The sequence below is a fragment of the Kangiella geojedonensis genome, assembly GCF_000981765.1.
Taxonomy (GTDB): Bacteria; Pseudomonadota; Gammaproteobacteria; order Enterobacterales; family Kangiellaceae; genus Kangiella; species Kangiella geojedonensis.
The window spans coordinates 541,784-566,835 of sequence record NZ_CP010975.1; the positions used below are offsets into that span (position 1 = coordinate 541,784).

Genomic DNA, 25,052 nt, shown 5'->3' on the forward strand with positions numbered 1-25,052 from the left:
GAATGACTCCTATGATTAGTTAGGTGAACCAGCTAGTGGAGTTTTTAAGTATGGGAAGCTCTCGTCCACATCATCTGCTGATAAAGGCGCACCGTCTGTAAATGGCGCATTACCGACATTAGCATCTGATGGTGAGCAGTAGCCTAGATTGGTTGGAGTACCATTGACTGGAAACTCATAACACAACCGACCCATTACAACACGTAGAGCAATATCCACCACGTCATCACCCGGACGACGTCCGTTAGGGAAGCCTGCTAGGTCATCACCAACGACACCATAAGGTGATTGTTGTGATGCTGGAACCGCTGGAATGGCAGTATTAAGACGTAGCATCTCAGATGGCGTAACAGTTGCTTGTTGGTTAACACCTGGGAAACCTGTTAGGAAGGTTGCCAATAGATCTTCCCTTGGGAAGTTTGTTGGCGCAATTGTCTCAAAGTTAGTCCCAAGAGTGTTGTTAACCGCATCTTTAAACAAGATGTTTAGTAACTCGGGGAAACTTGGGTGAGTGACATAATCAGCAAACTGACCGTCACCACTTGGAGCGGTAGTAGAGAACTTGTCTTTATCAGGAAGTCCAATAACCACTTCGTTCACAAGAGGGTTACTCAAACGTGAAATCTGTACCATAGCACCGCCGTTAACTTCAGGCTTCTCAAACGTAGCGTTTGGATTCTGAATACGGGCTTGTGGGACATAAGCCGTGGTCCAAGCACCGATAACACCGTTACCATTACCGACTAAGCAGCTTTTGGGTAGTTCTAGTGCAATGGTAGTGACGTTCTTGTCACGAAGATCATCGTTAGCTGTATCTTGAGTGATACCGCCAGGGAAACCATTACCATCGCCAGCACCTGGAGAGCTATCACCTTCAACTGGGACATAGTTTACTAAGTCAAAACTTTCGCCTAGATTGACTGCGAAAGCGTCAGAACGTTGACCGACGAAAGCTTTACCTGTTTGTGAACAGTTCGGTACGCTAATGTCGTATACGTACTGATCAGCGTAAGCTTGGTAGTCAGCGGCAGATGAAAAGGTTTTATCACCAATATAATCCCAAGGCTTGGTGAATGTAGTTTCACCGCCTGCTGCAGTAACCGAAGTTTTAGTACCTGAATTAACCGGACCTTCAACGAGGTTAATGCTGTACTGTTCGATAAAGTTAAGTACAGAGCTATCGCCTGCTGAAATGCCACCAGCATTTTTAAGTGGAATAGCAATCTGTTTTTTGTCGCCATCCGGACCGATAGCGAGCTGGATACCAGCACCGTCAGCGGCTAAGTTATTATCAAATTTAAACTGGAACGTTAAGTCTTCGACCGCATCACCATCACTATCAACATGAATGTTATAATTGGCTGCTGGGTCTAAAGCAAAGTAATTCGGGCCGCCGTAAGCGTCCTGAAGTGGAACATAGTTTGCGATTAACGTAACATAGTCCGCACGACCTGATTCGTAGCTATTAAAAACATAAAAATCGGTAGAATCAAGTGTCGGGTAGCGTGTAATGTTTGGTGCTTCGCGGTGACTTGAAGCGACCGCATCCTGTGCTATATAAGCGGTGGTTAAGCATAAGCAAACCGCGCTTGTTATAATGTGCTTCTTCATTGTTCATACCTCGTTTTCTGTGGGGTGTTCTTGTTGTACTACGATGGACTTGTGTGTGAAGTCGTATGCAACATTAATACCCCCGTCTATTTTCTAGAGTACAAATCTTGTTAGCTTGTACCTGCAACCTACCCTAAGCCCTCGGATGTGAAAGTAATGTAAACGCAGACATCCGATGAGTGCTGTGTGAGCTACCGGCACAAATTAATGTTGTCACTTTCACAAGGTATTCACTTCATTCGTTTTAGCGTGAGCTTACGTTGATGGAACACGAATGAAATACTTATGAAAGTGAAATTGTGTACACTACCTTTTTTGGTTACTGCCTCGATAGCGATGGCGAATGATGAAGCTACCGATGCTTTATCTTCCACACCAAACTATGAAGTGATGATTATAGAGGGGCAAAGAATCAACCTTATTGGCAGCTCACAATCTGCTTCGGAGGGTGTCATTGGGCAAGTAGAACTGTCGCAACGACCAATGCTCAGAACTGGCGAGATACTAGAAACGGTTCCAGGTCTTGTCGTCACGCAGCACAGTGGCTCAGGTAAAGCTAACCAATATTTTCTTCGAGGTTTCAATTTAGATCACGGAACGGACTTTGCAACGTCTATTGATGGTATGCCTATAAACATGCGAAGCCATGGGCATGGTCAAGGTTATACCGATTTAAACTTTATTATTGAGGAAGCAGTAAAAACCATCACCTATAAGAAAGGGGCTTATTATGCTGATGTCGGGGATTTCAGTGGCGCTGGAACAGCATTAATAAGTACGCAAAATAGAGTGGAGCAAGGGTTTGTTGAGTTAACACTAGGAGAGGATAGTTACCAAGAATTAACCACGGTTAACTCTTTTCAACAGGAGGACGTATCATGGTTGTACGCAGTAAATGTTAACTATTATGATGGTCCTTGGACGGATATTGAGGAAGATCTCAAGAGAAAAAATGTATGGCTAAAGCGCAGTCAAACATTTCAAGATCTGACATTCGATACAACGCTCATGCTTTACGACAATAGCTGGAATAGCGCAGATCAAATCCCTCAAAGAGCCGTTGAGCGGGAGATCATTGATGAGCTTGGGTCGTTAGACACGACTGTCGGTGGTAATTCAGATCGTTATAGCCTTAATTTCCAATGGTATACCGATAACTTCAATGCAAATGTCTATGCCATTCAGTATGGCTTGAATTTATGGTCAAACTTTACTTATTTTCTTGATGATGAAAATAATGGTGATCAATTTGAGCAGGTTGACGAGCGGGTAATTTATGGTGGCTCTTTCAACTATACTCTACCGTTTAACAACTCTTTTTTAACGCATCAATTCGGAGCCGAAGCTCGATATGATGATATTGATGAGGTTGGACTTTATAAAACACAAGATCGGCAACGTCTCGGAGTCGTTCGTAGCGATACTATTGGGCAGCTAAGCTTGGGCGCCTTCTATGAGGCAACGATGAATTGGACTTCAACTCTCAAGAGTGTGGTCGGCGTGCGTTATGATTACTACGATTTTGATGTCAGTAGTTTACCCGAGTCTAATGTTAATGGAGTTAATCTAACCCATAATGATGGACAAGATACGGATGATTTACTGTCAGCTAAAGCCAGTTTGATTTATTCCATCAATTCAGAGTGGGAGACTTATTTATCGGCAGGACAGGGATTCCATTCCAATGATGCACGTGGAGTAACGGGTAAGGTTGATCCAGCTACTGGACAGCCTATCGACAGTGTTGATCCATTAGTACGGTCTTTGGGTTACGAGTTAGGTATCAGGGGCTTCATTACCGATCGACTGAATACGTCACTATCACTTTGGACACTCGATTTAGATAGCGAGTTACTGTTTGTGGGAGATGCGGGCAATACTGAAGCCAATGGTGCGACTGAACGCTATGGATTAGAGTTGACCGCGTACTATCGAATTGATGACACTTGGTCATTGGATATGGAGTATGCATACACGGATGCTCAATATAGCAATGTTGCTGTGGGCGAAGGCGACCATGTGCCTGGTGCGATAGAGCATGTGTTACAGGCAGGCATTAGTGCGAATTTTGCCAATGGTTGGTTTATGAATACTCGTATTCGATATTTTGGTGAAAGACCACTCGAAGAAACAGGGAAGATTACTTCTGACTCCAGTACCTTAGCTAACTTCCGACTCGGCTTCAGGCAGGATAATTGGAGCTTTAAAGCTGATATTCTTAATGCTTTTGATAGCAATGATCATGATATTGATTACTATTATGCGTCACGACTATCATCAGAGTCTTCGGGCGTCGCTACAGAAGACGTTCACTACCATGTCTTAGAGCCTAGAACAGTCAGGTTATCAGCCACTTATCATTTCTAAGAATAAGTGTTGCGTTGAGCAAAAAATAAGCATATAAAGTGTTCCGTTTTTAATGTTTACTGTTGAGGGTACTGCGGTTGAGCAGAGTTATAACTGAGTCAATGGCTACGACTAACACGATGTCACCTGAGAACTCTTTGTTGTTTGATAATATCGCTAACGATTTGAGTAAGAAGGGATACAGTGTCAATTACAATGCACTGCCACAACAGCTCTCTCTGGAGTTGCTAGACCAACTTCATGTCATGAGCCGTAAAGAGTTCGATGCTGCTGGGATAGGCCGCCAACAGGACCATATGGTCGATAATTCGGTAAGAACCGATGAGATATGCTGGATTGATGGCAGTTCAGATGCTGGTGAGAAGTGGCTAGCGTGGTCGTCAGAGCTGCGTGAATACCTAAACTCTCAACTTTTTCTAGGGCTCTTTTCCTTTGAGAGTCACTTTGCACACTATGGGCCTGGTGACTTTTATAAGCGCCACCTCGATGCCTTTAAAGGTCAATCTAACCGTGTGCTATCGATCGTGGTCTATTTGAATGTCGACTGGCAGCCGGAAGATGGTGGCGAGTTAGTTCTCTATAAGGATGAGGAAGACGCTGAAGGTTTCAAAGTTAACCCTAGCCTCGGCACTGTGGTGGCTTTCTTAAGTGAACAGTTTCCACATGAAGTCTTGCCTGCGGCTCATGATCGATATTCAATCGCGGGTTGGTATCGCCTCAATACCAGTCAGCCAGATCGGGTTGACCCTCCACGTTAGCGCTTAGTAATGACAAAGGGACAATGTAAGAAGCAATTGTCGATATCGCGGATTAGCCCGTTATGGTTATTAATACTGAATCTCTAGCACATGAGTTGCCGCTGGTGTTACCCAGCTAAACGCCTGCTTAACGTAGAAATTAGCAGATAAAGCCTTTTCGATGAGAAACTCGGCTAGGAATAACTTAGCCATGCTTTTTATCGGGGATTTTTGTATAATGCGCAACAATTTCTACAGCGGTATCAAAATCGCTGGCGCGGCAACCCCTCGATGCACTGCCATCGCACTGCGCTATTTAAATTTGTATCGTTCTCATGAGGAGTGGCAATGAAAGTAGGTATTATAATGGGCTCAAAGTCAGATTGGCCCACCATGCAACATGCGGCAGACATGCTTGATAAATTCGGCGTTGAGTATGAAACCAAGGTCGTTTCAGCTCACCGCACTCCTCAACTACTAGCTGACTATGCATCCTCTGCAGCTGAGCGCGGTATTAAGGTTATCATTGCCGGAGCCGGCGGTGCAGCACATCTTCCTGGTATGGCGGCAGCTTTCACTTCATTGCCAGTACTCGGCGTTCCGGTAAAATCTAAAGCCTTAAATGGTGTCGATTCGTTGCTGTCAATTTGTCAAATGCCAAAAGGCGTCGCGGTGGGCACCCTAGCCATTGGAGACGCTGGAGCTGCAAACGCAGGGTTACTAGCGGCACAAATTTTAGGCTGTCAGCAGCCACAGTTGCTCGAAAAAATTGACCAGTTCCGCAGCGAGCAAACAAACACCATTTTGGCCAACCCTAACCCAGCTGAATAAACGAATCTTATTATGCAAATGTTAGTACTCGGTGCAGGGCAGCTAGCGCGGATGATGGCGCTGGTAGCCACCCCTTTAGATATTCATATTCGAGCCTACGATGTTAACAGTGAGCAAGTATTGCATCCTGTGACCGGTGAGCGTTATGAGCAAAACTTGACACAAGCAATTGAAGCCAGCGACCGTATCACGGCTGAGTTTGAGCATGTTCCAGCAGATGTGTTGGCGCTATGTGAGCAAAGCGGTAAGTTTTTTCCAGGCAGAAAAGCTATCGAATGTGGCGGAGATCGCGCTAAAGAGAAAGCCTTGCTGGATGGCGCGGGTGTGCCAAGCGCTCCGTACGTACTTGTAACCGAACATCGCCACTTAGAACAAGCTATCAGTGACCTAGGGCTACCTTTGGTTATTAAAACATGTCAGGCAGGCTACGACGGCAAGGGGCAGTGGCGTTTAAAAAGCACTGATCAAGCTGACGACATCTGGCAAGAAATGAAAGCCTTTTTAGATAAAGATGCGACGCATAGTATTATTTGTGAAAAGATGATTCCGTTCGATCGCGAGGTCTCAGTCATCGGCGCACGTGATGCCCAGGGTAATGTTAAAGTTTACCCTGTGACTGAAAATGAGCACACTAATGGTGTCTTGACACTGTCAGTGGCGGGTATTGTTAATAAAAATATTCAGGCCCAAGCGGTTGATGCATATAACAAGGTAGCCAAAGCACTGGATTATGTGGGTGTATTGGCAATCGAGTTTTTTGAAGTTGAAGGCGAGTTGTTGGTTAATGAAATTGCGCCAAGAGTGCACAACTCTGGTCACTGGACACAACAAGGTGCTTTCTGTTGTCAGTTCGAAAATCATGTGCGTGCGGTTGCTGGCTTGCCGTTGGGCAGTACCGACTTAATGCAACCGAGTGCGATGATAAATGTGCTTGGTCAAGACGCTATTCCTCAGCAAGTATTGGCCACGCCAGGCGTTCGAAGCCACTGGTATGGCAAGACGGTAAAACCAGGGCGTAAAATGGGGCATATCAATGTCAGCGCCAACAGCCTATATGAGCTAGGAGAGCGCCTTAGCGAATTGCAAGCGCACCTCAGTGAGCAGGATTACCCTGGTATTAAAGCGCGAGCTCAGCAGCTAAAAAGCAGTTAGGGCGCCTACAACTACCCTGCAAGAGTTCAATGAATAAAAAAGCCTCATCACTGATTAGTGGTGGGGCTTTTTTTATTGGGACAAGACGCTTGAAGCAAGGTAGCTTCTTTTTTCAACGTCATATAGGCAATAAAAAAGGCCACTTAAAGTGACCTTTTTTATGACATTGGTGGAGACGGCGGGGGTCGAACCCGCGTCCGCGAATCCGCCGCTTCAGAATCTACATGCTTAGAACCATCTTTAATTTAACTAATGATGAGCCAATGGTCAGGCTTTCAAAAGCGATTCCGAGGAAAGTTTAACAGTTGGCTGCCGGACACAGTTACCTGCGAGTTCCTGTATATGACTGTCTATCTCCTACCAAGAACGCTCAGAGTAGACAGTTAGCCTTAAGCGGCTAAAGCGTAGTTGTCTTCGTTTGCAACTATAAGTTTTCAGCTTTGATTTTACGAGATTCGCTGAACATCTCGACATGCAACTAAAGTTTTGTAATCCACGTCGAAGCCGTTTCGTCCCCGTGGAACTTTCTATTATAACTGATATGGAGCTTGTGTATATAGAATTCAAGTGGAATACTACGGAAAGTAATTTGTGGCTTGGTTAACATTCCTATGTTTAACAAAAGGTTACACTTTGAGGGATAAAGTAGGAGGGTTAATGTCAGAGCAAAATAATAAGCGCCTTGAGTCGGCGATGCTGTCTCATAAGGGTGTGTCTCGCGAGAATAATGACGATAAAGTTTACGGCTCTTCAGAGCTTGGGTTGTGGCTGCTGTCAGATGGTGTCGGTGGGCTTAAGCAAGGTGAGCAAGCCAGCTTATATACCGTGAAAGAGATCCGTAAGTCGATTGCTAATGGTTCTAATTTATTCAACGCTGTTCACTCTGCTCACTCCGTGATTAAAGCCTATAATCGGCATGAGGAAGAAGAACGAGGAGCAACAGTTGTCGCTGTTCATTCTAAAGGTGATAGTTATGATATTGCATGGGTTGGAGACAGCCGTGCTTACCTCTGGAATGAAGTGACTGGAGAACTATCTCAGCTGACAGAAGATCATACCTTGGTGCAAAAATTACTCAATGCGGGCTTACTCGAGCAATCGCAGGTAAAGCATCATCCCAAACGCCACGTTATAACCCAATGTTTGGGAATCGAGAATGACCATCAATTAGATATTGGCTTTTTGACTCGAGAATGGGATTATGGGGAGCACCTTTTACTGGCTAGTGATGGTTTATATGATGAACTGTCTCGGACAGAGCTAATAGGTGCTTTACGCATGCAACGTGATAACCAAGCAAAAGTAGAGTATATGGTATCCCTTGCATGTAAAAATGGGGGTAGCGATAATGTTTCTGTAATTCTTGTTTCATCGCCGATAAAAAAAGCGAGAAAGAAGAAGAAAAAGAGTTTTATTGAGCAAATCAAAGAATTATTAAAAATAGGTTAACGTGAGGTAAGTATGTCGTCACAAGATTCGTCAAAAAACAAACCCGAGCCGACAAAGGGGTATAGAGAAGATAAGGCTGGGCCACAGGGAACACTTGTTTTTGACTCTAAAGAAGTCGATAGGATGATAGCTGCTGAAATTCAAAAACTAGAAGATGATGGAACTAAAATCCCTGCTTTGTTAGCTACAACGAAGCCTCATGCGGGTACAGCGTTTATTTTGGACTACGGGAAAAATGTCATTGGGCGTGGGAAAGGCAACAGTGTGACGATTTATGATCCCGCAGCGTCGTCAACGCATGCCCAAATTACTTATTACAACGGTGAGTGGAAAATTCTTAACTTATTGTCTTCTAACGGAACTATTGTTAACGGCGAGAAAATTTCAGAGCGTGAGTTAACGTTTGGTGACAAAATCCAAGTTGGTCATACGGAGTTCTTGTTTACGCTTGTTGATTCACAAGAAGAAGAGGACGATGAGAAAGCTGAAATAAACTGGATGTTGGTGGGGTCTCTGGGCATAGCTGCGTTGTTACTCATCGGTGTACTCATCTGGTTGTTCCTATAATTACGATTAATGTCTGATAAATTAACCATAGGACGCTACGAGCTAATCGAAGAGATTGGCCGTGGCGCTATGTCAGTAGTCTATTTAGCTAAAGACCCTGATATTGGTCGCTCACTTGCCATTAAGTTATTAAAACATGACTTGGTTGAAGATGATGAATATCGAAACTTGTTTTTAAGGGAAGCCCGTGCTGCCGGTGGCTTGAGCCACCCTGGCATTGTTACCATTTACGATGTTGGGATTTGGCAAAATAGACCTTATATCGCTATGGAGCTATTGGAAGGCGTACACTTAGATGACTTCCTCTCGGAGCATGGAACTTTTTCGATCAGTGAGGCACTTGATCTTGCTCAGCAACTGACGGATGCTTTGGATTATGCTCACAACAAAGGTGTAGTTCATCGAGACATAAAACCCGAAAATATTCTCGTTCTTGATGGCGGTAAGCGCTTTAAAATTACAGATTTTGGTATTGCGCGGATTGAGCACCAGTTCTTAGAAGCTGAAAATGAGGAAGATCAGACGAAGGTCATGGGGACGCCAGCTTACATGTCACCTGAGCAAATTTCAGGAAATGAGACAAACTTTAAAACCGATCTTTATTCGCTAGGCGTTATTCTCTATAAAATCACTAAAGGAGAGCTTCCTTTTCAAGCCGCCAATTACGGTGCCATGATGCAGGCAGTACTTCAGCAAAATCCTAAACCACTTAATGCCTACTCTGAACAGGGGTTTATTTGGCAGAGCATTATTTTTCGTTTGTTACAAAAGAACCCTGATTTACGCTATAGACAGACAGAAGAGCTCATCACAGAACTTAATGCTTTGTCAGAAGAGATTGAACAAGAGCGAAAAGGGATTGACAGCATTAGCTTTGTATCCATGAGAGCGCGCTGGGCTATTTCTTTGTCATCATTAGTGTTGGTGGTGATGGCTTTAGGGATGATCTGGGTATATAACAAACAAAATACTTTAATGAATCAATTGGTATATGATTATGGAAGCTCAATGGCTCAGATTATTTCTAGTGAGACCGCTGAGCCTTTGTTACTTGGTGAGGGGGTTGCTCTACAGGCGATTACAGTAGATATTGTAGAGAACTCGGAGATTTTGTATTTGTCGATTCGTGACAAGGATGGGCTAGTGCAAAGTAGTAGTGTCCAGAATGAAATTGGCAAGAAATATAACCCTTCAAAAAATAGTGAGTTGAAAAATAATAAAGGGAATGCGCGTATTTATGAAAATTTAAAAGATTTTACGCAAGAAGCTTTTCTTTTTGATACGCCAATATCGTTTCAAGATAAACAAATTGGTTTTGCGAGCATTGCGATAGGCCGAAATAACCTTATTAGTGCGACCCGATCATCTTTATTAGCTATGATAATTTGGATGTTTGTTATCATGCTCGCAGTGTTCTCTGGAGTTTATTGGCTAGCCAATAAGTTCACTCAAAGAATTAATAAAACTCGGCAAGTCATTAAAGATATTCGTGCTCACGGACAATCGGATATTATTAAAATTGATACGCATGATGAGGTTGGTCGCCTGCAACAAGAGGTTAATGACCTAACGCATAAGCTGGCCGGTTTAACCAAGACTCAGCATATGAGCACGGGTGAAGTCGACCCATCATTAGACGATTTGACGGAAATTGATAAGACCATCTTGCTCGACTATCCTGAAAAGTCGAGTGAAAGTGACAAGGATGCCTCTAACTAATTATTAAGTAATTTAAAGGTTTTCTAGTTTATTCTGAAGCGCTTTAACTCTATCTTTATAAACAAGAGCTAAGTCGTCATTTGGGTTAATCTCTAAAATCTTATCCCAGTACTGTAGTGCACTGTCTAACTCTTGGTTCCTATAGTGTCTAAGTGCCTTCTGATGGTAATGTTCAGAAACCTTGTTCCTAGTAGACGTAAATAAAATATTATTTTCAAGGGGTTTGCCAACCTGATTCCAAGAAACTAATAGAATGTCGTAAGATTCATCAAATTTTGATTGGTCGGAGAATCGTTTAGCGGTAATAAGTTCTTGCTCTGCTTTCAGAGTCGACAGTTCAGATATTAAAGTTTTCTGATTCGCCTTGCTTAATGGAGCTTCACTAATCAATGAAGATAACAGCTGTTCAGCGTCGCTATTTTTTTGCTGTCTTTTGAGATTCTTTGATTGGATAAGCGCAATGTCGACTAATTGGCCTTGTAATACTTGATTCTCAGCAAGATCAGGCTGCTTGGTGATCCAGTTAAGAGCTTGTTCATATTCTTGAGCTTCTAGTAGCTTTTCAAGCTCTGGATCCGTGCTGTTATTAGGAGTTGGTTTGTTAGTGACTTTAGTAGACTCTAGTTCTGTATTCTTAGGCACGGTTAAACCGTTAGTGGGAAGTAGAAGCTTTTGTCCAACATAGATCGAATCGCTAGGTTTGAGCTTGTTAAGTTCTAACAATTCAGTGTACCGTTGCGATGAACCAAGATATTGTTGCGCAATAGTCCCTAGTGTGTCACCTGAACGGACGGTGTAGCTGTAGGTAGAAGGAGCCTTCGGCTGATTATTTTTGTCAGAAAATTGGAAGTCGGACGGTTGTGAAGGGGTTGCATCGACAATGGGCACGACAATATCTTTTCTGTCTTCTTTAAAAGAACAGCCAGCTAAAAGTATAGCAGCGGCCACAGCAGAAAGCTTGATCGACGCTGTGATTGTGCTTAGTCGTGGGTGTGATGCGTTCAAATCGTTCAATTTCCTAGTAATTTACGGACAAATTATAGTAGCAGGAATAAGACAATATCAGTGTCTGAGGAAGTTATTTTAAGAACTGCGTCACACACTATGTTTCATGATGCGTTCTTTGGTTTTATTCCACTCACGCTCTTTTTCTGTCGCTCGCTTATCGTGCTGTTTCTTACCTTTTGCTAAGGCAACTTCTAGTTTTATTAAGGACTTTTTCCAGTATAGCTTGAGAGCTACGACTGTATGCCCTTGTTGCTCCACACCACGAAACAGTTTAGCTAACTCATGATTATGTAATAATAGCTTACGGGTCCTAAGCGGATCTGCTACTACATGAGTCGATGCGCTAACGAGCGGCGATATATGGCATCCAAAAAGAAAAGCCTCTCCATTTTTGAGTAAGACATAGCTTTCAGCCAAATTGACTTTACCTTCTCTCAGGCTTTTGACTTCCCAGCCTTGTAGGGCTAGGCCAGCTTCAAACGTCTCCTCGATGAAGTAGTCATGGCGCGCTTTTTTGTTGAGTGCTATTGCGCTACTAGAGCTTTTACTTTTACTTTTTTTGCCCACAGATAATCTCTTGGTGATGATGAAACATAAAGTTTACCGATGCTGGGATTATAGGCTTCAATGGCCTATGTCTCAATAGGCTAGGATTTTTTAAAACGGCAATGTTACAATTGCGCCAAGTCATTACTGCTTTAAAACGTGTTGTAACTATGAAAACCATTAAGCGACAAGCTTTATTACCTTACTCGGCTAAGCAGATGTTTGAACTGGTGGACGATATCAATAAATATCCAGAGTTTTTACCTAACTGTGCCGGGGCGACAGAAGTTGAGCGAAGTGACAATCAAGTTATTGCAACCTTGGCTGTTTCTAAAGGCGGTTTTGAGAAGCAATTTACAACAAAAAACACCAATACACCTTATAGTAGGATTGATATGGAGTTGGTGGACGGGCCCTTTAAACAATTAACTGGGCTTTGGAGTTTTACTTCGTTGGACGAGCAGGCCTGCAAAATTGAGCTAGAAGTCAGCTTTGAGTTTTCAAATATGTTAACCAGCATGGCTTTTAGCAGTATTTTTAACCATCTGGCTGAGTCTTTTGTTGAAGCTTTCTCAAATCGAGCAAAGCAGGTGTATGGCTAGTTAGGAGTGATTGATGCCCCAGTCTGATCCGGTTATCGCGCAAGACCGCAAGCAAACAATCAATGTGGAGGTTTGCTATGCGTTGCCAGATAAACAAACGTTACTGAGCGTCAGGGTTAAGGCTGATGCTACCATTGAGCAAATTATAAAAGATTCAGGGATTCTAGAGCTGCACCCATCGATTAATTTGGCTGATAGTAAGGTGGGTGTTTTTAGTAAGTTATCTAAGTTGGATGATAAGGTACATGACGGAGATAGGGTAGAAATATATCGACCATTATTAATCGATCCCAAAGAAGTTAGGAAACAGAGAGCTTTAAAAGCAAAGCAAGAAACTGAAAAAACAGGAAAAAATAAGCCCCCAATAAATAAAAAGGAAACTTAGTTGTTACGTTACCTCTATACAAGTATTTATTATCTTTGTGCACCTTTGTTATGTATTCGCTGGGTTTACAAGAGTTTCAAACCACCTCAATATCGTGAGCCGATGCGTGAGCGCTTTGGCTTCGTAACACCTCAAAAAAGAGAGTCAGTTTGGTTTCATGCAGTTTCGATGGGGGAGTCTATTGCTGCAAAAGCTATTATTAAAAAGTTATTGGAGCAAAACCCTGAGCTAAATATCGTTGTGACAACCACAACACCAACTGGAGCAAGACAAATTCTGGAAGGTTTGGGTGATAGTGTCACTCATCACTTTTCACCGTGCGACTTGCCTGGCACTATCAAACGCTTTGCGAAGAGAATTAAACCGAGGGCTTTAGTGATCATGGAGACGGAGCTATGGCCAAACTGGCTTAATCATATGAAGAAAACCGGTGTTCCTGTCATATTGGCCAATGCTCGTATGTCCCAGAAATCATCAGATAATTATTTAAAAATTGAATCTCTGATCAATGAAATGATGAGTGCTTTCTCATTAGTTTTAGCTGTTTGCGAGGCTGATGCTCAACGTTTCGTTTCTTTAGGAGTCAACGCCGAGCAGTGTAAGGTAACTGGAAACATAAAGTTTGATCAAGCATTCGATGTTAATGAAGCAAATGGTTATTACCCACCATGGAGTGAGCAACAAGCTCCAATATGGCTAGCAGCAAGTACGCATAGAGGCGAGGACCGAATCTTACTCTCGGCTCACGAACAGGTGGTGGAGAAGCTTCCTCAAGCAAAGCTCATTATAGTGCCGAGGCACCCTGAGCGCTTTGATGAAGTGGCTCACTTGATACAAGAGGGCGGCTTTAGTCTTGCACGTCGTTCAGATTCTGATACCTGGAGTGAATCCGCAAATGTGCTTTTGGGAGATAGTATGGGTGAGCTTATGTTAGCTTATCAGTTATCTGATGTAGCATTTGTTGCGGGAAGCCTAGTGCCAATTGGAGGGCACAATGTGATTGAGCCTGCGATGTTAGGAAAGCCCGTTATATCAGGCCCTTACGTACATAACTTCCAAGAAATATTCCACGAGTTAGAAAGCCAAGGTGGGGCCTTGCAAGCTTCAACTGAAAGCGAGATCAGTGAGTTGGTGGTTAGTTTGCTGGAGAATGAAGATCGGAGGAAGGCGGTAGGTAGTAACGCTAAAAAGGTTGTTGAAAGGAGTCGAGGTGCATTAAAACGCACCGTGAAGGAGTTAGAGCCTTTCCTCTAACGCAGAATATTTAGCGAGGAGAAAAGGCTCTTGAGTTCTGTCAGTTGTTAACTAACCATTCATTCACTTGCTCTATGTCTTGCTCTGTTAAGGTTCCTACAGCTTGTTTCAGTTTTAAACCGTTAATCAAGTAGTTGAACTTGGCCTGACTTAAAGAGCGCTCGGCTGCATAAACGGCCCGGGTTGCTTGTAACACATCGATAATATTGCGCGTTCCCGCTTGATAACCATCTTGGGTCGCTTCTAAAGAGCTCTGGCTTGACTCTAGAACTCGAGTGTTGGCCTTAAATGACTGTATAGATGCTTCCAGGGTTGTAAAAGCTGAGCGGACATTTTTTTGTATGGCTCGAGTGTTTTGCTCTAGTTCATGAGTAGTGCGTAAATAACTCTGTTTAGCTTTTTCAGTTTGAGCTGAAGTGCGAAGCCCTGAAAACAGAGGTACAGATATTGTCACGCTTGCCTGATAACCATCTGAGAGTTGAGATGAGGTGAAGGTTGAGCCCGGAGGCGCTGGAGACGGCCCTGATACACCTAGCGGGAAAACACGGTCGGTGTCGCTATCTCGGTCTGAATAATTAACGTTGAAGTTTGCTCTTGGGTAGTGACCACTGCGGTTGCGCTTTACTTCATCCCTCGCCACGCGAACGTTCATCTGCTGTGCTTTTAAGCCAAGGTTTGACTCTGTGGCCACTCGCATCCAATCATCCATATTCGCAGGCTGAGGTGCCTGCATAGAGATAGAGTTACCCACATCTTCTAGTTCACTATAATACTGTCCAGTGACTTCTCTAAGCGCCTCTTGAGCATTAATAAGAGCTGTTTCTTGGCTGATCTCATTAGCAACAGCTTGATCATAATTGGCTTGAGCATTTAAGAAATCCGTTGCGTTGGCTAAGCCTGATTCGTACTGCTCACGGGTTAAGTCCAATTGCTTTTGTAAGGCTGATTTTTCATTCTGGGTGATTTCTAGCGATTCTTCGGCAGCTAAGACGTTAAAATAAGCTTGTGTGGTTCTTAACATTAAGCTCTGCAAGTTTGATGCATGAGTTAATTCAGCCGCTCTGACCCGCATTTCTGATTGGTCAAGGGCAATCCACTGTCCCCAGTCAAACAGGACCTGATCGAGTTGAATGGCATAAGTCGTTGTATTCACTTCACTGTTGAAAGGATCCGATGGGCTCCCATCAAGACCCTGACCTTCGTTATCAAAGTCAGAACGTGAACGGCTGATACTTCCGCCAATCTGCGGTAATAAACTCGAGCGAGAAATACGGTAGTCTTGCTCGGTAGCTCTGAGGTTCGCTTCACTAATCTTATATTGGGTATCATTAGCTAACGCGTCTTGGTAAACCGTGAGTAAGTCGGTGTTAGCGATACTGGCGTTAGTTATGCCACCAAGAAGCGCCATTGCAAGAACTTTGTAAGTTGTCGTCATTTTCATCAAAATCGTCTCTTCAGTATTTTCTTGTTTCTACAGTGTTATCCGTAACTGCAGTATTAAAAATCAAATTGAGGTTTAGGCTTACTATTGATTAAGCTCGGTATAACGGTTTCATAAAGGCTTTCATAGTGCCATTCATCTTCGCCTAAGCGAGTAACGAGTTGTGCTTTCATTGCTGGCTCTGTGCCAGTCACACAAAACAAACGGCCACCAACCTTTAGGTGAGCCAGATATTGTTCAGGGAGTTGGTAGTAACTGCCTGTGATAGCAATGACGTCATAAGGTTTGTGGTGAGGCCAACCATTAACGGCATCGCCTTCTTCAAACTCAATATTGGTCAATCCGAGTTCTTCGGTTATTTTGCTCGCCTTTTCAACAAATTCTTCAATAATATCAACGCTGTATACCTTTTCAGCAAGGCTGGCTAACAAAGCCGTGCAGTAACCGGTTCCTGTGCCGATTTCAAGCGCCGTATCGGTCGGCTTTATGGCTAAGGCCTGTAACATGCGAGCTTCTTCTTTAGGCGTCATCATGATTTGGCTATGGCCGATACTAATTTGGGTATCGGCATAAGCGATGGGCCTGAAACGTTTGGGGACAAACCGATCGCGAGCTAAACCGTGAATTTTATCCAGCACCCGTTGATCAAGCACATTCCAAGGCCTAATTTGTTGTTCAACCATATTATGCCTAGCGATCTCAAAGTCAGTTGCCGCGCTTGTCATCACTACCTCACTTAGTTAAAGTCTGGCGACTCTTTATTGTGATTCTATAACCCAATAATAAGTACAAAGAATAGTCATTTCTGATATTTCAAACAACACGCTAAGTGTAACAGATTATGAAAGAGTGATATGCTCAATTTGGTTAAGCTAAGGTAAAGATTGGCGCGTTAGCATAGAGAGGGCAGTGTTGAATGACCCAGTTTACAAAGGATGACGTGAAGTTTATTGATGAAGAGGAGCTGTACCAAGGCTTCTTTTCCATGAAAAGATACCGTTATCAGCATCGTCGCTACCAGGGGGACTGGAGTCCTGTGGTTGAGCGGGAAATTTTTGAGCGAGGTAATGCGGTTGGTGTTTTGCTCTATGACCCATCCAAGGATAGATTTGTCATGGTTGAGCAGTGTCGTCCTGGCGCTATGCCTGGCGATGAATCTCCGTGGTTAATTGAAATCGTTGCGGGGATGGTTGAGGAGGGAGAAGATCCAACTCAAGTTGCTTACCGAGAGGCTCAAGAAGAGGCTGGTTGCGAGATTCAGTCACTAAAACCGTTGCCCGGATACTGGGTGAGCCCCGGAGGTACCACTGAGTACGTGGATTTGTTTTTAGGGTTAGTGGATAGTGATGATGTGGCTCAGTTTGCTGGCTTAGATACTGAGCATGAAGACATTAAGGTACTGGTTATCGAGCGAGCCGAGCTATTAGAGCTGTTGCAGCAAGGGCGGATTAATAACGCCATGGCTCTAATTGCGGTACAATGGTTTTTAATGAATGAAAGATCTTTAGCGGTATAGTGGTTGATTGACAGAGAGTAGTGAATAGAGCATGGCACGAGTTAGGCGTAAATACATTCCCGATCTAAAAGAGTTTATGGCTCTTTGCGCGAGCAATTATGCCAAGCTGAATAGGATCGTGAACTTGGCTGAGGTTGAGCTCGGTCAGGCTTTCTCTATAGCCATCGATAATCAGCCGAATTTGTCAATTACTTTGAAGCAACAGAGCCGACATACAGCTACTTATGAACTAGAGCAGGAGTCAGCTCAAGTTGGCCTTAAGCGACGTTATTTGGTGCGTATGTATCATGATGCGAAGGTAGCAGAAGTCCTGTCAGGTTTGAACAAAGGTATGCTTCCGCCTGTCTTTCCCTATCCCAATGAGCAAATGAAGCAACCTGATGAAAAAATTCAACTCAACCGCTTTTTATCGGAATGGTTAAATTTTTGTTTAGAATTTGGGCAATCTCACAGTTTAAACAAGACCCAATTGGTTTTTTTTGATTAGAAATCAAGCGATAATAACAAGTAAGTAATAAGAGGGTATGGTTTGAATCAACAGCAAACGCGTCTTTTTGTGGGGCGCTCTAATATGAAAATACTGCATTTGTCCGATCCACATTTGTTTGCGGATGATTCGTCGACGTTGCTTGGTGTGAACACCAATGAAAGTTTACAGGCAGTATTGGATGATATTAGGCGTCGTAACATTACTCCAGACTTGTTTGTGGTGACTGGTGATATCTCTCAAGATTACACGCCTGAATCCTATCAGAAATTCGTCGATTATCTCGCACCGTTCAATAAACCTGTACTGAGCTTGGCGGGCAATCATGATGAAAGGCCTAAACTAAAGCAATACCTATCCAAGTCACCTTTTACTACTGCGGAGCAAATGGTTACAGAGCACTGGCAACTATTGATGCTGAACAGCCATGTTCCGGGCAAAGTCTATGGTCATTTATCTGAAGAAGAACTGTCGTGGTTGGAGTCTTGCCTAGTGGATAATCGGGACTTGCCGACCATGGTATTCACTCACCACCATCCGATCCCTGTGGGAAGCCACTGGCTTGATCAGATCGGTATTGAGAATGGCCAACAACTCGTCAATCTGTTGTCACAGCATTCACAGGTCAAAATGTGTGCGTTTGGACATGTCCACCAATCCACGGATCGCCATCATAAGCATATTAATTACTGCTCAGTGCCTTCAACCTGTGTCCAATTCAAAAAGCATTCTGCTGATTTTTCTGCCAGCCAAGAAAAACCAGGGTATAATTTGTACGACTGTACTGGCGATGGACAAATTATAGTGAACAGTTTTCGCGTGGATAACTATTTACCATCGGTCAATATGGCTATTTCTGGGTACTAATTGGCCACAATACCGCTCAGATTCGCTACTCTTCTTCTAATATCCTCCGCAAAAATATTTTGCTTGCACAAAGAGATCTGCCTTTATAGGATAAGGCGATATAACAATATATAGCGTCTTATAGACTCAACCAGCACAAATCACATAGAACATAAAAAATATATGGCAAATAAAGAGTATACCGCTGATGATATTGAAGTCCTCAGTGGCTTAGACCCTGTTAAAAAACGTCCTGGTATGTATACCGATACTTCGCGTCCGAACCATTTAGGGCAAGAAGTTATTGATAATAGTGTGGATGAAGCGCTAGCAGGCCATGCAAAAACGATTCAAGTTATTTTGCATAAGGACAACTCGCTTGAAATTCAAGATGATGGTCGTGGTATGCCGGTGGATATTCACCCTGAAGAGGGTATTCCAGGCGTAGAGCTCATTATGAGCAAGTTGCATGCTGGTGGTAAGTTCTCCAATAAAAATTACCAATTTTCCGGTGGCTTACATGGTGTCGGTATTTCTGTCGTTAACGCTTTGTCTACCCGAGTAGAAGTGACTGTAAAGCGCAATGGTAAACAGTATGAAATGGCCTTTGAGAATGGCTTAAAATCATCCGATCTTGAGGTGACTGGAGACGTAGGTAAACGTAATACGGGCACCAGCGTAAAATTCTGGGCAGACCCTCAATATTTCGATAGCCCTAAATTTTCCACTTCTAAGCTCAAGCATCTTCTTAAAGCCAAGGCCATTTTGTGTCCCGGCTTGAAAGTAATTTTCGACAATAAAACCAATGGCGAAAAAGATGAGTGGCACTACGAAGACGGATTGACTGACTATCTAATTGAACAAGCTGGTGGTTTTGAGCGTTTACCTGAAGATCCTTTCACCGGTTCGCTTGCGGGTGATACTGAAGCGGTTGATTGGGCCTTCTTTTGGATGCCAGAGGGTGGCGAATGTTTGGCGGAAAGTTACGTTAACTTAATCCCAACAGCACAAGGCGGCACACACGTTAATGGTATGCGTAATGGCTTACTGGAAGCGATGCGTGAGTTTTGCGAGTTCCGAAACTTGTTGCCTCGAGGGGTAAAATTAACCGCAGACGATGTCTGGGACCGAATCAGTTATGTTTTATCAGTAAAGCTTGATGACCCACAATTTTCAGGCCAGACCAAAGAGCGACTTTCTTCACGTCAGTGTGCAACTTTTGTATCTGGCACCGTTAAGGATGCCTTTAGTTTATGGCTTAATCAGAACTCAGTCATTGGTGATGCCTTAGCTGAAAAAGCTATTAGCAATGCACACAAGCGTATGCGCGCGAGCAAAAAAGTTGTGCGAAAGAAAGTGACTCAAGGGCCTGCATTACCGGGGAAACTGGCGGACTGTGTTGGTCAAGACAGTATGAGCAGTGAGTTATTTTTGGTGGAAGGTGACTCGGCGGGAGGCTCCGCTAAGCAAGCTAGGGACAAAGAGTACCAAGCGATCATGCCACTGCGAGGCAAGATCTTAAATACCTGGGAAGTAGAGCCTGACCAAATCTTAGCGTCACAGGAAGTGCATGATATTTCTGTCGCTATCGGCTTAGACCCTAATACCGATGACTTATCAAAATTGCGTTACGGCAAAATCTGTATCTTAGCGGATGCCGATTCTGATGGATTACACATCGCTACCTTGCTGTGCGCTCTGTTTGTTCGCCACTTTAAGCCGCTGGTAAAAGCCGGACATGTGTATGTAGCCATGCCTCCGCTTTATCGTGTGGATATTGGTAAGGAAGTGTTTTATGCGCTGGATGAAGACGAAAAGCAGGGCATCATTGACCGGATCAAGGCCGAAAAGAAACGCGGCAAGATTCAGGTCACGCGCTTTAAAGGTTTGGGTGAGATGAACCCTAAGCAGTTACGTGAAACAACGATGGCTCGTGAAACACGTCGCTTGGTTCAACTGACGATTGATGGTGGTGATAATTCAGAGCAAGTGATGGATATGCTATTGTCCAAAAAGCGCTCCGCTGACCGCAAAACGTGGTTACAAGAAAAAGGCAATAAAGCCGAAATCGAAATTTAAACGAATAGTGAGTTAACGTGGAAGAAATAGATTACGAAGGTATTGAGAAACGTTCTCTAGCCGAATTTACTGAGCAGGCGTACTTAAACTATTCGATGTACGTCATTATGGATCGTGCTTTGCCACATATTGGTGATGGCTTAAAGCCGGTGCAGCGACGTATCGTTTATGCCATGAGTGAGCTTGGCTTAAAGGCGACTGCAAAATATAAGAAGTCTGCGCGGACCGTGGGTGATGTGTTAGGTAAGTTCCATCCGCATGGTGATTCTGCCTGCTATGAAGCTATGGTGTTGATGGCGCAGCCATTTTCTTATCGCTACCCCTTAGTTGATGGTCAGGGTAACTGGGGAGCCCCTGATGACCCTAAGTCTTTCGCTGCAATGCGTTATACCGAGTCACGTTTAGCGGCTTACTCCGATGTTTTGTTAAAAGAGGTTTCGCAGGGTACGGTTGACTGGATTCCTAATTTTGACGGCACCATGACAGAACCGAAAGTGCTGCCTGCACGAGTACCAAATTTACTTTTAAACGGTACCACAGGTATTGCTGTCGGTATGGCGACGGATGTCCCACCGCATAACCTCACTGAAGTAGCCAATGCATGTATCCATATGCTGGATAACCCAAAAGCTACCGTCGAAGACTTGATGGAGCACGTACAAGGCCCTGATTATCCAACCGATGCAGAGATTATTACGCCAAAAGCGGATATCGTTGAAATGTATCAAAAAGGGCGCGGTTCGATTCGTATGCGTGCTCATTTTGAAAAAGAAGATGGCGAGATCGTCATAACGGCATTACCACACCAAGCATCGGGTTCGAAAGTTCTAGAGCAAATCGCTGGCCAGATGCAGGTTAAAAAACTGCCGATGGTAAGCGATCTACGTGATGAGTCGGATCATGAAAACCCAACGCGCTTGGTTGTTGTGCCTCGTTCAAATCGAGTTGATACCGACGAGTTAATGAAGCATTTATTCGCCACAACCGATTTAGAAAAAACGTACCGCGTCAATATGAACATGATCGGTCTTGATGGTCGACCACAGGTTAAAAACCTGCAAATGTTTGTAAAGGAGTGGCTTGAGTATCGTTTAGAAACGGTTCGTCGCAGGTTGCAATATCGCTTAGATAAAGTGATGGACAGGCTGCATATCTTGGATGGTCTATTGATCGCTTATCTTAATATTGATGAAGTGATACACATTATTCGCACCGAAGATAAACCAAAGCCTAAATTGATGGAGCGCTTCAAGTTATCGGACACGCAAGCTGAAGCTATTTTAGAGTTAAAGTTACGCCATTTAGCGAAACTTGAAGAGATGAAGATCAAAGGCGAGCAAGCTGAGCTTGAAGATGAAGCTGATTGGTTGCAGTTGACGCTTGGTTCTAAGCAACGCATGAAAACCGTTGTTAAGAAAGAGCTTCAAGAAGTCGTGGATGAGCATGGAGATGAACGTCGTTCGCCAATCGTTGAGCGTGAAGACGCGAAAGCATTGTCGGAAACTGACCTGATTCCGACTGAGCCTGTTACGGTTGTGTTATCGGAAAAAGGGTGGGTTCGTTGCGCGAAAGGGCATGATATTGATGCTGCTGGAATGAATTATCGTTCAGGTGATTCTTTCCTCGATGCTTCGCAGGGCAAGAGTAATCAATATGCCGTTTTCCTCGACTCTACGGGACGCAGTTTTTCATTACTTGCTAACACACTTCCTTCGGCACGAGGTTTAGGAGAGCCGGTTACGGGACGTGTAAACCCTATCGCTGGAGCTGAGTTTTTAGCGACCATCATGGGCGAGGATAATGACAAATTATTATTTTCATCCGATGCAGGTTATGGTTTTATCGCTAAGTTCAGCGACCTTGTTTCTAAAACAAAAAATGGTAAGGCCTTCCTCAGTCTGCCATCTGGGGCGAAAGTGTTGAAACCAAAGCGTATACCCAGCGAAGGTGAACTCTATTGTGTCGCAATCTCAAACGAAGGCCGTATGCTGGTGTTCCCACTGGATGATTTGCCAGAACTTGCAAAAGGTAAAGGCAACAAGATTATCAGCATTCCAACAGCTCGAGCTAAAAGTCGCGAAGAGTTTATGGTCTCTGTAGCGGTGGTGGCGTCTGATGATAGCTTAGTGATTTATTCCGGTAAGCGTCACTTGACGTTAAAGCCGAAAGACCTAGAGCACTATCGTGGTGAAAGAGGTCGCCGGGGAAGCAAGCTCCCAAGAGGATTCCAGCGTGTAGATTCAATGGAAGTTGAGCAGGGCTAGCTTAATCATCACTTAAAAATCGTACCTGGCGCTCGATCAATCCACGTTGTTCAGCGTCAGGCTCTTCTAAACGACAAAGCTCGATAACTTCATGAGTGTCTAATTCAATATCTATGACTTTCTTCGCCGGCCAATTATAGTCTTGGTTTTTTTCTTGCAATGCCTTTTCGTACCAGACACCGGGTTCAATGACACCAAAAAACATTTGATAGATATCGCGATCAAAGTTTAAGCGGTGAAGTAATATTTTGGGCTCTAGTTGAATGTGTTGGAAACAGCGCTCTAATGCGTGTAGAGCATTACGGCTAAGAGGCCCCTTTTCGTCATCTAGACCTAGCACCAGTAACCCATGGTTGAATCGAGTGGCTAACATTGCATTTTGTGGCAGCCAGCGGCTGAGGGTTCGTAATAGCTGAGTATTAGATTCAACAGATAGTTTTGACCAGTCAGCTTTAATCACTATAGAGTGCTTGATGGTGGTGCTTTTGAGTTGTTGTCGGTTGCGTTTAATGAGTTCCTTGAGTAGCTGACCATTCTGCTGTGATTTAGAACCGCTGCCAATGGATTCATTGCTTTCAGTCTTAGGTGTTTTTGCTTTATCTCGCTTAATATTTAAAAGCAGGAAGATAATCAGCCATAAAATACCACCAAATATCCACAACACATAACTGTTGAGCCACAAAGGCTGGTCATTATTGATAAACTGCTCGGAGCTAACAAAGTAGATGACTAAGTAGCCGTTATAAGTGTCTTCGTAGGCGATGTTTGCGATGACCGGATCGCTATAGGCCTGCTCAGTATTGCCGGCAGAAAAAACAAGTTCGCCATTTCGTCGATAAATAGATATCTGCTGGATATTGTCGTTTGAGGCCAACCTTTGACCAATAGACTCTATAGCGTCGGTATTTTCATCTTCTATGAGATGACCTAAAAAAGCAGCACTGAGATCGGCCATTCCTTGGTTGTAGCTTTTGCTAAACTCTTGTCTTTGGTGGTTGTCAGCCTCTTGATTCCAGGTGAAGACCATAAAAGACAAAGTAATGATCGTCATTGCAGTTGAAATCAATATAGGCAAACGAATCGTTTGTAGATAGCTACGCTGTTTATTGTTTTGTTTACTCACAGACATTCATAGAGTTTAGCTTTGCTGGTAATATATCATAGATTTATTGACTTAGTAGCACTGGAAAATGTGCCTTAATTAGAGATTTGGGTATACGATGACTAATAAACTAAAAGCAGAATGGCTCCTTTTTACTCTGAATCCGCTTGAGGCAAAGCTATTAGAGAGTGAGGTTAAGAAATCTTGTAGCGCTATTGATGCTCTATCTATTGTGGCGCTACCTATTAAGTTAGAGTCTTATCAGTTCGTATATCGAATAAGCATCACAGCAGGTGATAATCACTCTAAAGAAAGCCTTATGACGGCTATTGAAAAAGCATCTCAGTCACTCAGTTTTGATTATTGTTATTTAACGAGCGTTAAGCCGATCAAGTTGGCTGTTTTTGATATGGACTCGACGTTAATTCCGATGGAAGTGATTGATGAGTTAGCATGTGAGGCAGGGGTTAACGATCAGGTTTCTAAGATCACTGAGGCTGCAATGCGCGGTGAATTGGACTTTAATCAGAGCTTTGAGCAGAGACTGTCTTTATTAAAAGGCATGTCTGAGCAAGCTGTAAAGTCAGTAAAGTCACGACTAAGATTTAACCCAGGTGTTGAGCGATTCATCAAATACCTTGTTGAACAAGGGGCTGTAGTGGCCATCGCCTCAGGTGGGTTTACACCATTTGCAGAGGCGCTGTCTGATAAAGCTCCAATTACTAAAGTTGTGGCCAACCAGTTGGAGTTCGAGCAAGGACAGTTAACAGGTGTGGCAGCAAAACCAATCGTGAATGCTGACATAAAAGCGATGCAACTACAGCATTGGAAAAACGAACTTGGGTTAAAAACAGAAGAGGTTATGGCCGTTGGCGATGGAGCTAACGACAGTCTTATGTTGAGCGTAGCGGGGCTAGGGGTCGCTTATAAAGCGAAACCTTTGCTTCGAAGAAAAGCGGACTGCGTGATTCAACAGGGAGAGATGGACGGATTGGTGGATATTCTCAAGGCACTTGAAGCAAGTTGTTAACTTCATATGCTACTTCAATCAAAAAAGCCCAAGATTAACTTGGGCTTTTTATTTTTTTG

23 protein-coding genes and 1 other RNA gene are annotated in these 25,052 nt (G+C 43.6%); 16 read left to right on the plus strand and 8 right to left on the minus strand.

What is annotated here, in order from left to right:
* Positions 1 to 15: 15 nt before the first annotated feature.
* Positions 16 to 1,611 (minus strand): DUF4331 domain-containing protein, encoded by a 1,596-nt coding sequence (locus TQ33_RS02535; RefSeq protein WP_046560679.1) that lies wholly within the window; start codon positions 1,609 to 1,611, stop codon positions 16 to 18.
* A gap of 285 nt (positions 1,612 to 1,896) precedes the next feature.
* Here TQ33_RS02535 and TQ33_RS02540 point away from each other — a divergent pair, with 285 nt between their 5' ends.
* Both TQ33_RS02540 and TQ33_RS02545 read left to right on the plus strand, forming a co-directional pair.
* Complete coding sequence (locus tag TQ33_RS02540; RefSeq protein WP_046560680.1) at positions 1,897 to 3,978, plus strand: TonB-dependent receptor; 2,082 nt, start codon at positions 1,897 to 1,899, stop codon at positions 3,976 to 3,978.
* 101 nt (positions 3,979 to 4,079) lie between these two features.
* Complete coding sequence (locus TQ33_RS02545; RefSeq protein ID WP_046560681.1) at positions 4,080 to 4,736, plus strand: 2OG-Fe(II) oxygenase; 657 nt, start codon at positions 4,080 to 4,082, stop codon at positions 4,734 to 4,736.
* Between the two features lie 69 nt (positions 4,737 to 4,805).
* Here TQ33_RS02545 and TQ33_RS12125 read toward each other — a convergent pair whose 3' ends face one another.
* Positions 4,806 to 4,928, minus strand: a complete 123-nt coding sequence (locus tag TQ33_RS12125; protein WP_267283369.1) for a hypothetical protein — start codon at positions 4,926 to 4,928, stop codon at positions 4,806 to 4,808.
* A gap of 135 nt (positions 4,929 to 5,063) precedes the next feature.
* Between TQ33_RS12125 and purE the strand changes: the two genes are divergently transcribed.
* Together purE and TQ33_RS02555 are read left to right on the plus strand one after the other, a co-directional pair.
* Positions 5,064 to 5,546, plus strand: coding sequence for a 5-(carboxyamino)imidazole ribonucleotide mutase (gene purE / locus TQ33_RS02550; RefSeq protein ID WP_046560682.1), 483 nt, complete (start codon positions 5,064 to 5,066; stop codon positions 5,544 to 5,546).
* Between the two features lie 12 nt (positions 5,547 to 5,558).
* Entirely contained in the window at positions 5,559 to 6,698 is a 1,140-nt protein-coding gene (locus TQ33_RS02555; protein WP_046560683.1) for a 5-(carboxyamino)imidazole ribonucleotide synthase, read from the plus strand.
* A gap of 167 nt (positions 6,699 to 6,865) precedes the next feature.
* Here the strand turns inward: TQ33_RS02555 and ssrA are convergent.
* Positions 6,866 to 7,215: a transfer-messenger RNA gene (gene ssrA, locus TQ33_RS11750) on the minus strand.
* Between the two features lie 140 nt (positions 7,216 to 7,355).
* Between ssrA and TQ33_RS02560 the strand changes: the two genes are divergently transcribed.
* The 3 genes from TQ33_RS02560 to TQ33_RS02570 are packed head-to-tail and all read left to right on the plus strand — an operon-like array spanning position 7,356 to position 10,433.
* On the plus strand, positions 7,356 to 8,147 hold the full coding sequence (locus TQ33_RS02560; protein WP_046560684.1) for a PP2C family protein-serine/threonine phosphatase: 792 nt from the start codon (positions 7,356 to 7,358) through the stop codon (positions 8,145 to 8,147).
* A 12-nt stretch (positions 8,148 to 8,159) separates the two neighbouring features.
* The gene (locus TQ33_RS02565) at positions 8,160 to 8,714 is read left to right on the plus strand and encodes an FHA domain-containing protein (RefSeq protein WP_046560685.1); all 555 of its coding nucleotides are present in this window, start codon (positions 8,160 to 8,162) and stop codon (positions 8,712 to 8,714) included.
* 9 nt (positions 8,715 to 8,723) lie between these two features.
* Positions 8,724 to 10,433 (plus strand): serine/threonine-protein kinase, encoded by a 1,710-nt coding sequence (locus TQ33_RS02570; RefSeq protein ID WP_046560686.1) that lies wholly within the window; start codon positions 8,724 to 8,726, stop codon positions 10,431 to 10,433.
* Between the two features lie 12 nt (positions 10,434 to 10,445).
* Here TQ33_RS02570 and TQ33_RS02575 read toward each other — a convergent pair whose 3' ends face one another.
* Both TQ33_RS02575 and smpB read right to left on the minus strand, forming a co-directional pair.
* Entirely contained in the window at positions 10,446 to 11,438 is a 993-nt protein-coding gene (locus TQ33_RS02575; RefSeq protein ID WP_052735169.1) for a LysM peptidoglycan-binding domain-containing protein, read from the minus strand.
* Positions 11,439 to 11,528: 90 nt separating this feature from the next.
* On the minus strand, positions 11,529 to 12,008 hold the full coding sequence (smpB, locus tag TQ33_RS02580) for an SsrA-binding protein SmpB (protein WP_046560687.1): 480 nt from the start codon (positions 12,006 to 12,008) through the stop codon (positions 11,529 to 11,531).
* A 149-nt stretch (positions 12,009 to 12,157) separates the two neighbouring features.
* On the opposite strand from smpB, the gene TQ33_RS02585 reads away from it, so the two are divergent.
* The 3 genes from TQ33_RS02585 to waaA are packed head-to-tail and all read left to right on the plus strand — an operon-like array spanning position 12,158 to position 14,228.
* Positions 12,158 to 12,589: a type II toxin-antitoxin system RatA family toxin gene (locus tag TQ33_RS02585; protein ID WP_046562244.1), complete on the plus strand. Its 432-nt coding sequence runs from the start codon at positions 12,158 to 12,160 to the stop codon at positions 12,587 to 12,589.
* A 13-nt stretch (positions 12,590 to 12,602) separates the two neighbouring features.
* The gene (locus TQ33_RS02590) at positions 12,603 to 12,974 is read left to right on the plus strand and encodes an RnfH family protein (protein WP_046560688.1); all 372 of its coding nucleotides are present in this window, start codon (positions 12,603 to 12,605) and stop codon (positions 12,972 to 12,974) included.
* Entirely contained in the window at positions 12,975 to 14,228 is a 1,254-nt protein-coding gene (gene waaA / locus TQ33_RS02595) for a lipid IV(A) 3-deoxy-D-manno-octulosonic acid transferase (RefSeq protein WP_046560689.1), read from the plus strand.
* 40 nt (positions 14,229 to 14,268) lie between these two features.
* Here the strand turns inward: waaA and TQ33_RS02600 are convergent, their stop codons facing one another.
* Both TQ33_RS02600 and TQ33_RS02605 read right to left on the minus strand, forming a co-directional pair.
* A complete protein-coding gene (locus TQ33_RS02600) occupies positions 14,269 to 15,669 on the minus strand; it encodes a TolC family outer membrane protein (RefSeq protein ID WP_046560690.1) in 1,401 nt (466 codons plus the stop codon).
* A gap of 56 nt (positions 15,670 to 15,725) precedes the next feature.
* Positions 15,726 to 16,394, minus strand: coding sequence for a protein-L-isoaspartate O-methyltransferase family protein (locus TQ33_RS02605; RefSeq protein ID WP_046560691.1), 669 nt, complete (start codon positions 16,392 to 16,394; stop codon positions 15,726 to 15,728).
* 191 nt (positions 16,395 to 16,585) lie between these two features.
* Between TQ33_RS02605 and TQ33_RS02610 the strand changes: the two genes are divergently transcribed.
* The 5 genes from TQ33_RS02610 to parC all read left to right on the plus strand — a co-directional run bounded on the left by TQ33_RS02610 (position 16,586) and on the right by parC (position 22,861).
* Positions 16,586 to 17,185, plus strand: coding sequence for an NUDIX domain-containing protein (locus tag TQ33_RS02610; protein ID WP_046560692.1), 600 nt, complete (start codon positions 16,586 to 16,588; stop codon positions 17,183 to 17,185).
* Between the two features lie 31 nt (positions 17,186 to 17,216).
* Positions 17,217 to 17,672 carry a DUF1249 domain-containing protein gene (locus tag TQ33_RS02615; RefSeq protein WP_046560693.1) on the plus strand — a complete coding sequence of 152 codons (456 nt, stop codon included), beginning with the start codon at positions 17,217 to 17,219 and terminating at the stop codon, positions 17,670 to 17,672.
* A 69-nt stretch (positions 17,673 to 17,741) separates the two neighbouring features.
* Positions 17,742 to 18,539, plus strand: coding sequence for a 3',5'-cyclic-AMP phosphodiesterase (cpdA, locus tag TQ33_RS02620; protein WP_228640471.1), 798 nt, complete (start codon positions 17,742 to 17,744; stop codon positions 18,537 to 18,539).
* A 162-nt stretch (positions 18,540 to 18,701) separates the two neighbouring features.
* Positions 18,702 to 20,597, plus strand: coding sequence for a DNA topoisomerase IV subunit B (gene parE, locus TQ33_RS02625; RefSeq protein ID WP_046560695.1), 1,896 nt, complete (start codon positions 18,702 to 18,704; stop codon positions 20,595 to 20,597).
* Positions 20,598 to 20,623: 26 nt separating this feature from the next.
* Positions 20,624 to 22,861 (plus strand): DNA topoisomerase IV subunit A, encoded by a 2,238-nt coding sequence (parC, locus tag TQ33_RS02630; RefSeq protein ID WP_084617036.1) that lies wholly within the window; start codon positions 20,624 to 20,626, stop codon positions 22,859 to 22,861.
* 1 nt (position 22,862) lies between these two features.
* Here the strand turns inward: parC and TQ33_RS02635 are convergent, their stop codons facing one another.
* Positions 22,863 to 23,984, minus strand: a complete 1,122-nt coding sequence (locus TQ33_RS02635) for a hypothetical protein (protein ID WP_144405937.1) — start codon at positions 23,982 to 23,984, stop codon at positions 22,863 to 22,865.
* 97 nt (positions 23,985 to 24,081) lie between these two features.
* On the opposite strand from TQ33_RS02635, the gene serB reads away from it, so the two are divergent.
* Positions 24,082 to 24,993, plus strand: a complete 912-nt coding sequence (gene serB, locus TQ33_RS02640; RefSeq protein ID WP_052735170.1) for a phosphoserine phosphatase SerB — start codon at positions 24,082 to 24,084, stop codon at positions 24,991 to 24,993.
* Positions 24,994 to 25,052: the final 59 nt, after the last annotated feature.

Bases quoted from the DNA above. Each gene is read 5' to 3' on its own strand.
- TQ33_RS02540 (WP_046560680.1), top strand. From the start codon at position 1,897: ATGAAAGTGAAATTGTGTACACTACCTTTTTTGGTTACTGCCTCGATA.
- TQ33_RS12125 (WP_267283369.1), bottom strand. From the start codon at position 4,928: ATGGCTAAGTTATTCCTAGCCGAGTTTCTCATCGAAAAGGCTTTATCT.
- TQ33_RS02590 (WP_046560688.1), top strand. From the start codon at position 12,603: ATGCCCCAGTCTGATCCGGTTATCGCGCAAGACCGCAAGCAAACAATC.
- TQ33_RS02605 (WP_046560691.1), bottom strand. From the start codon at position 16,394: ATGACAAGCGCGGCAACTGACTTTGAGATCGCTAGGCATAATATGGTT.
- purE (WP_046560682.1), top strand. From the start codon at position 5,064: ATGAAAGTAGGTATTATAATGGGCTCAAAGTCAGATTGGCCCACCATG.
- TQ33_RS02560 (WP_046560684.1), top strand. From the start codon at position 7,356: ATGTCAGAGCAAAATAATAAGCGCCTTGAGTCGGCGATGCTGTCTCAT.
- TQ33_RS02535 (WP_046560679.1), bottom strand. From the start codon at position 1,611: ATGAAGAAGCACATTATAACAAGCGCGGTTTGCTTATGCTTAACCACC.
- serB (WP_052735170.1), top strand. From the start codon at position 24,082: ATGACTAATAAACTAAAAGCAGAATGGCTCCTTTTTACTCTGAATCCG.
- TQ33_RS02600 (WP_046560690.1), bottom strand. From the start codon at position 15,669: ATGAAAATGACGACAACTTACAAAGTTCTTGCAATGGCGCTTCTTGGT.
- parE (WP_046560695.1), top strand. From the start codon at position 18,702: ATGGCAAATAAAGAGTATACCGCTGATGATATTGAAGTCCTCAGTGGC.
- TQ33_RS02570 (WP_046560686.1), top strand. From the start codon at position 8,724: ATGTCTGATAAATTAACCATAGGACGCTACGAGCTAATCGAAGAGATT.
- TQ33_RS02565 (WP_046560685.1), top strand. From the start codon at position 8,160: ATGTCGTCACAAGATTCGTCAAAAAACAAACCCGAGCCGACAAAGGGG.
- TQ33_RS02615 (WP_046560693.1), top strand. From the start codon at position 17,217: ATGGCACGAGTTAGGCGTAAATACATTCCCGATCTAAAAGAGTTTATG.
- TQ33_RS02555 (WP_046560683.1), top strand. From the start codon at position 5,559: ATGCAAATGTTAGTACTCGGTGCAGGGCAGCTAGCGCGGATGATGGCG.
- TQ33_RS02545 (WP_046560681.1), top strand. From the start codon at position 4,080: ATGGCTACGACTAACACGATGTCACCTGAGAACTCTTTGTTGTTTGAT.
- TQ33_RS02585 (WP_046562244.1), top strand. From the start codon at position 12,158: ATGAAAACCATTAAGCGACAAGCTTTATTACCTTACTCGGCTAAGCAG.
- TQ33_RS02610 (WP_046560692.1), top strand. From the start codon at position 16,586: ATGACCCAGTTTACAAAGGATGACGTGAAGTTTATTGATGAAGAGGAG.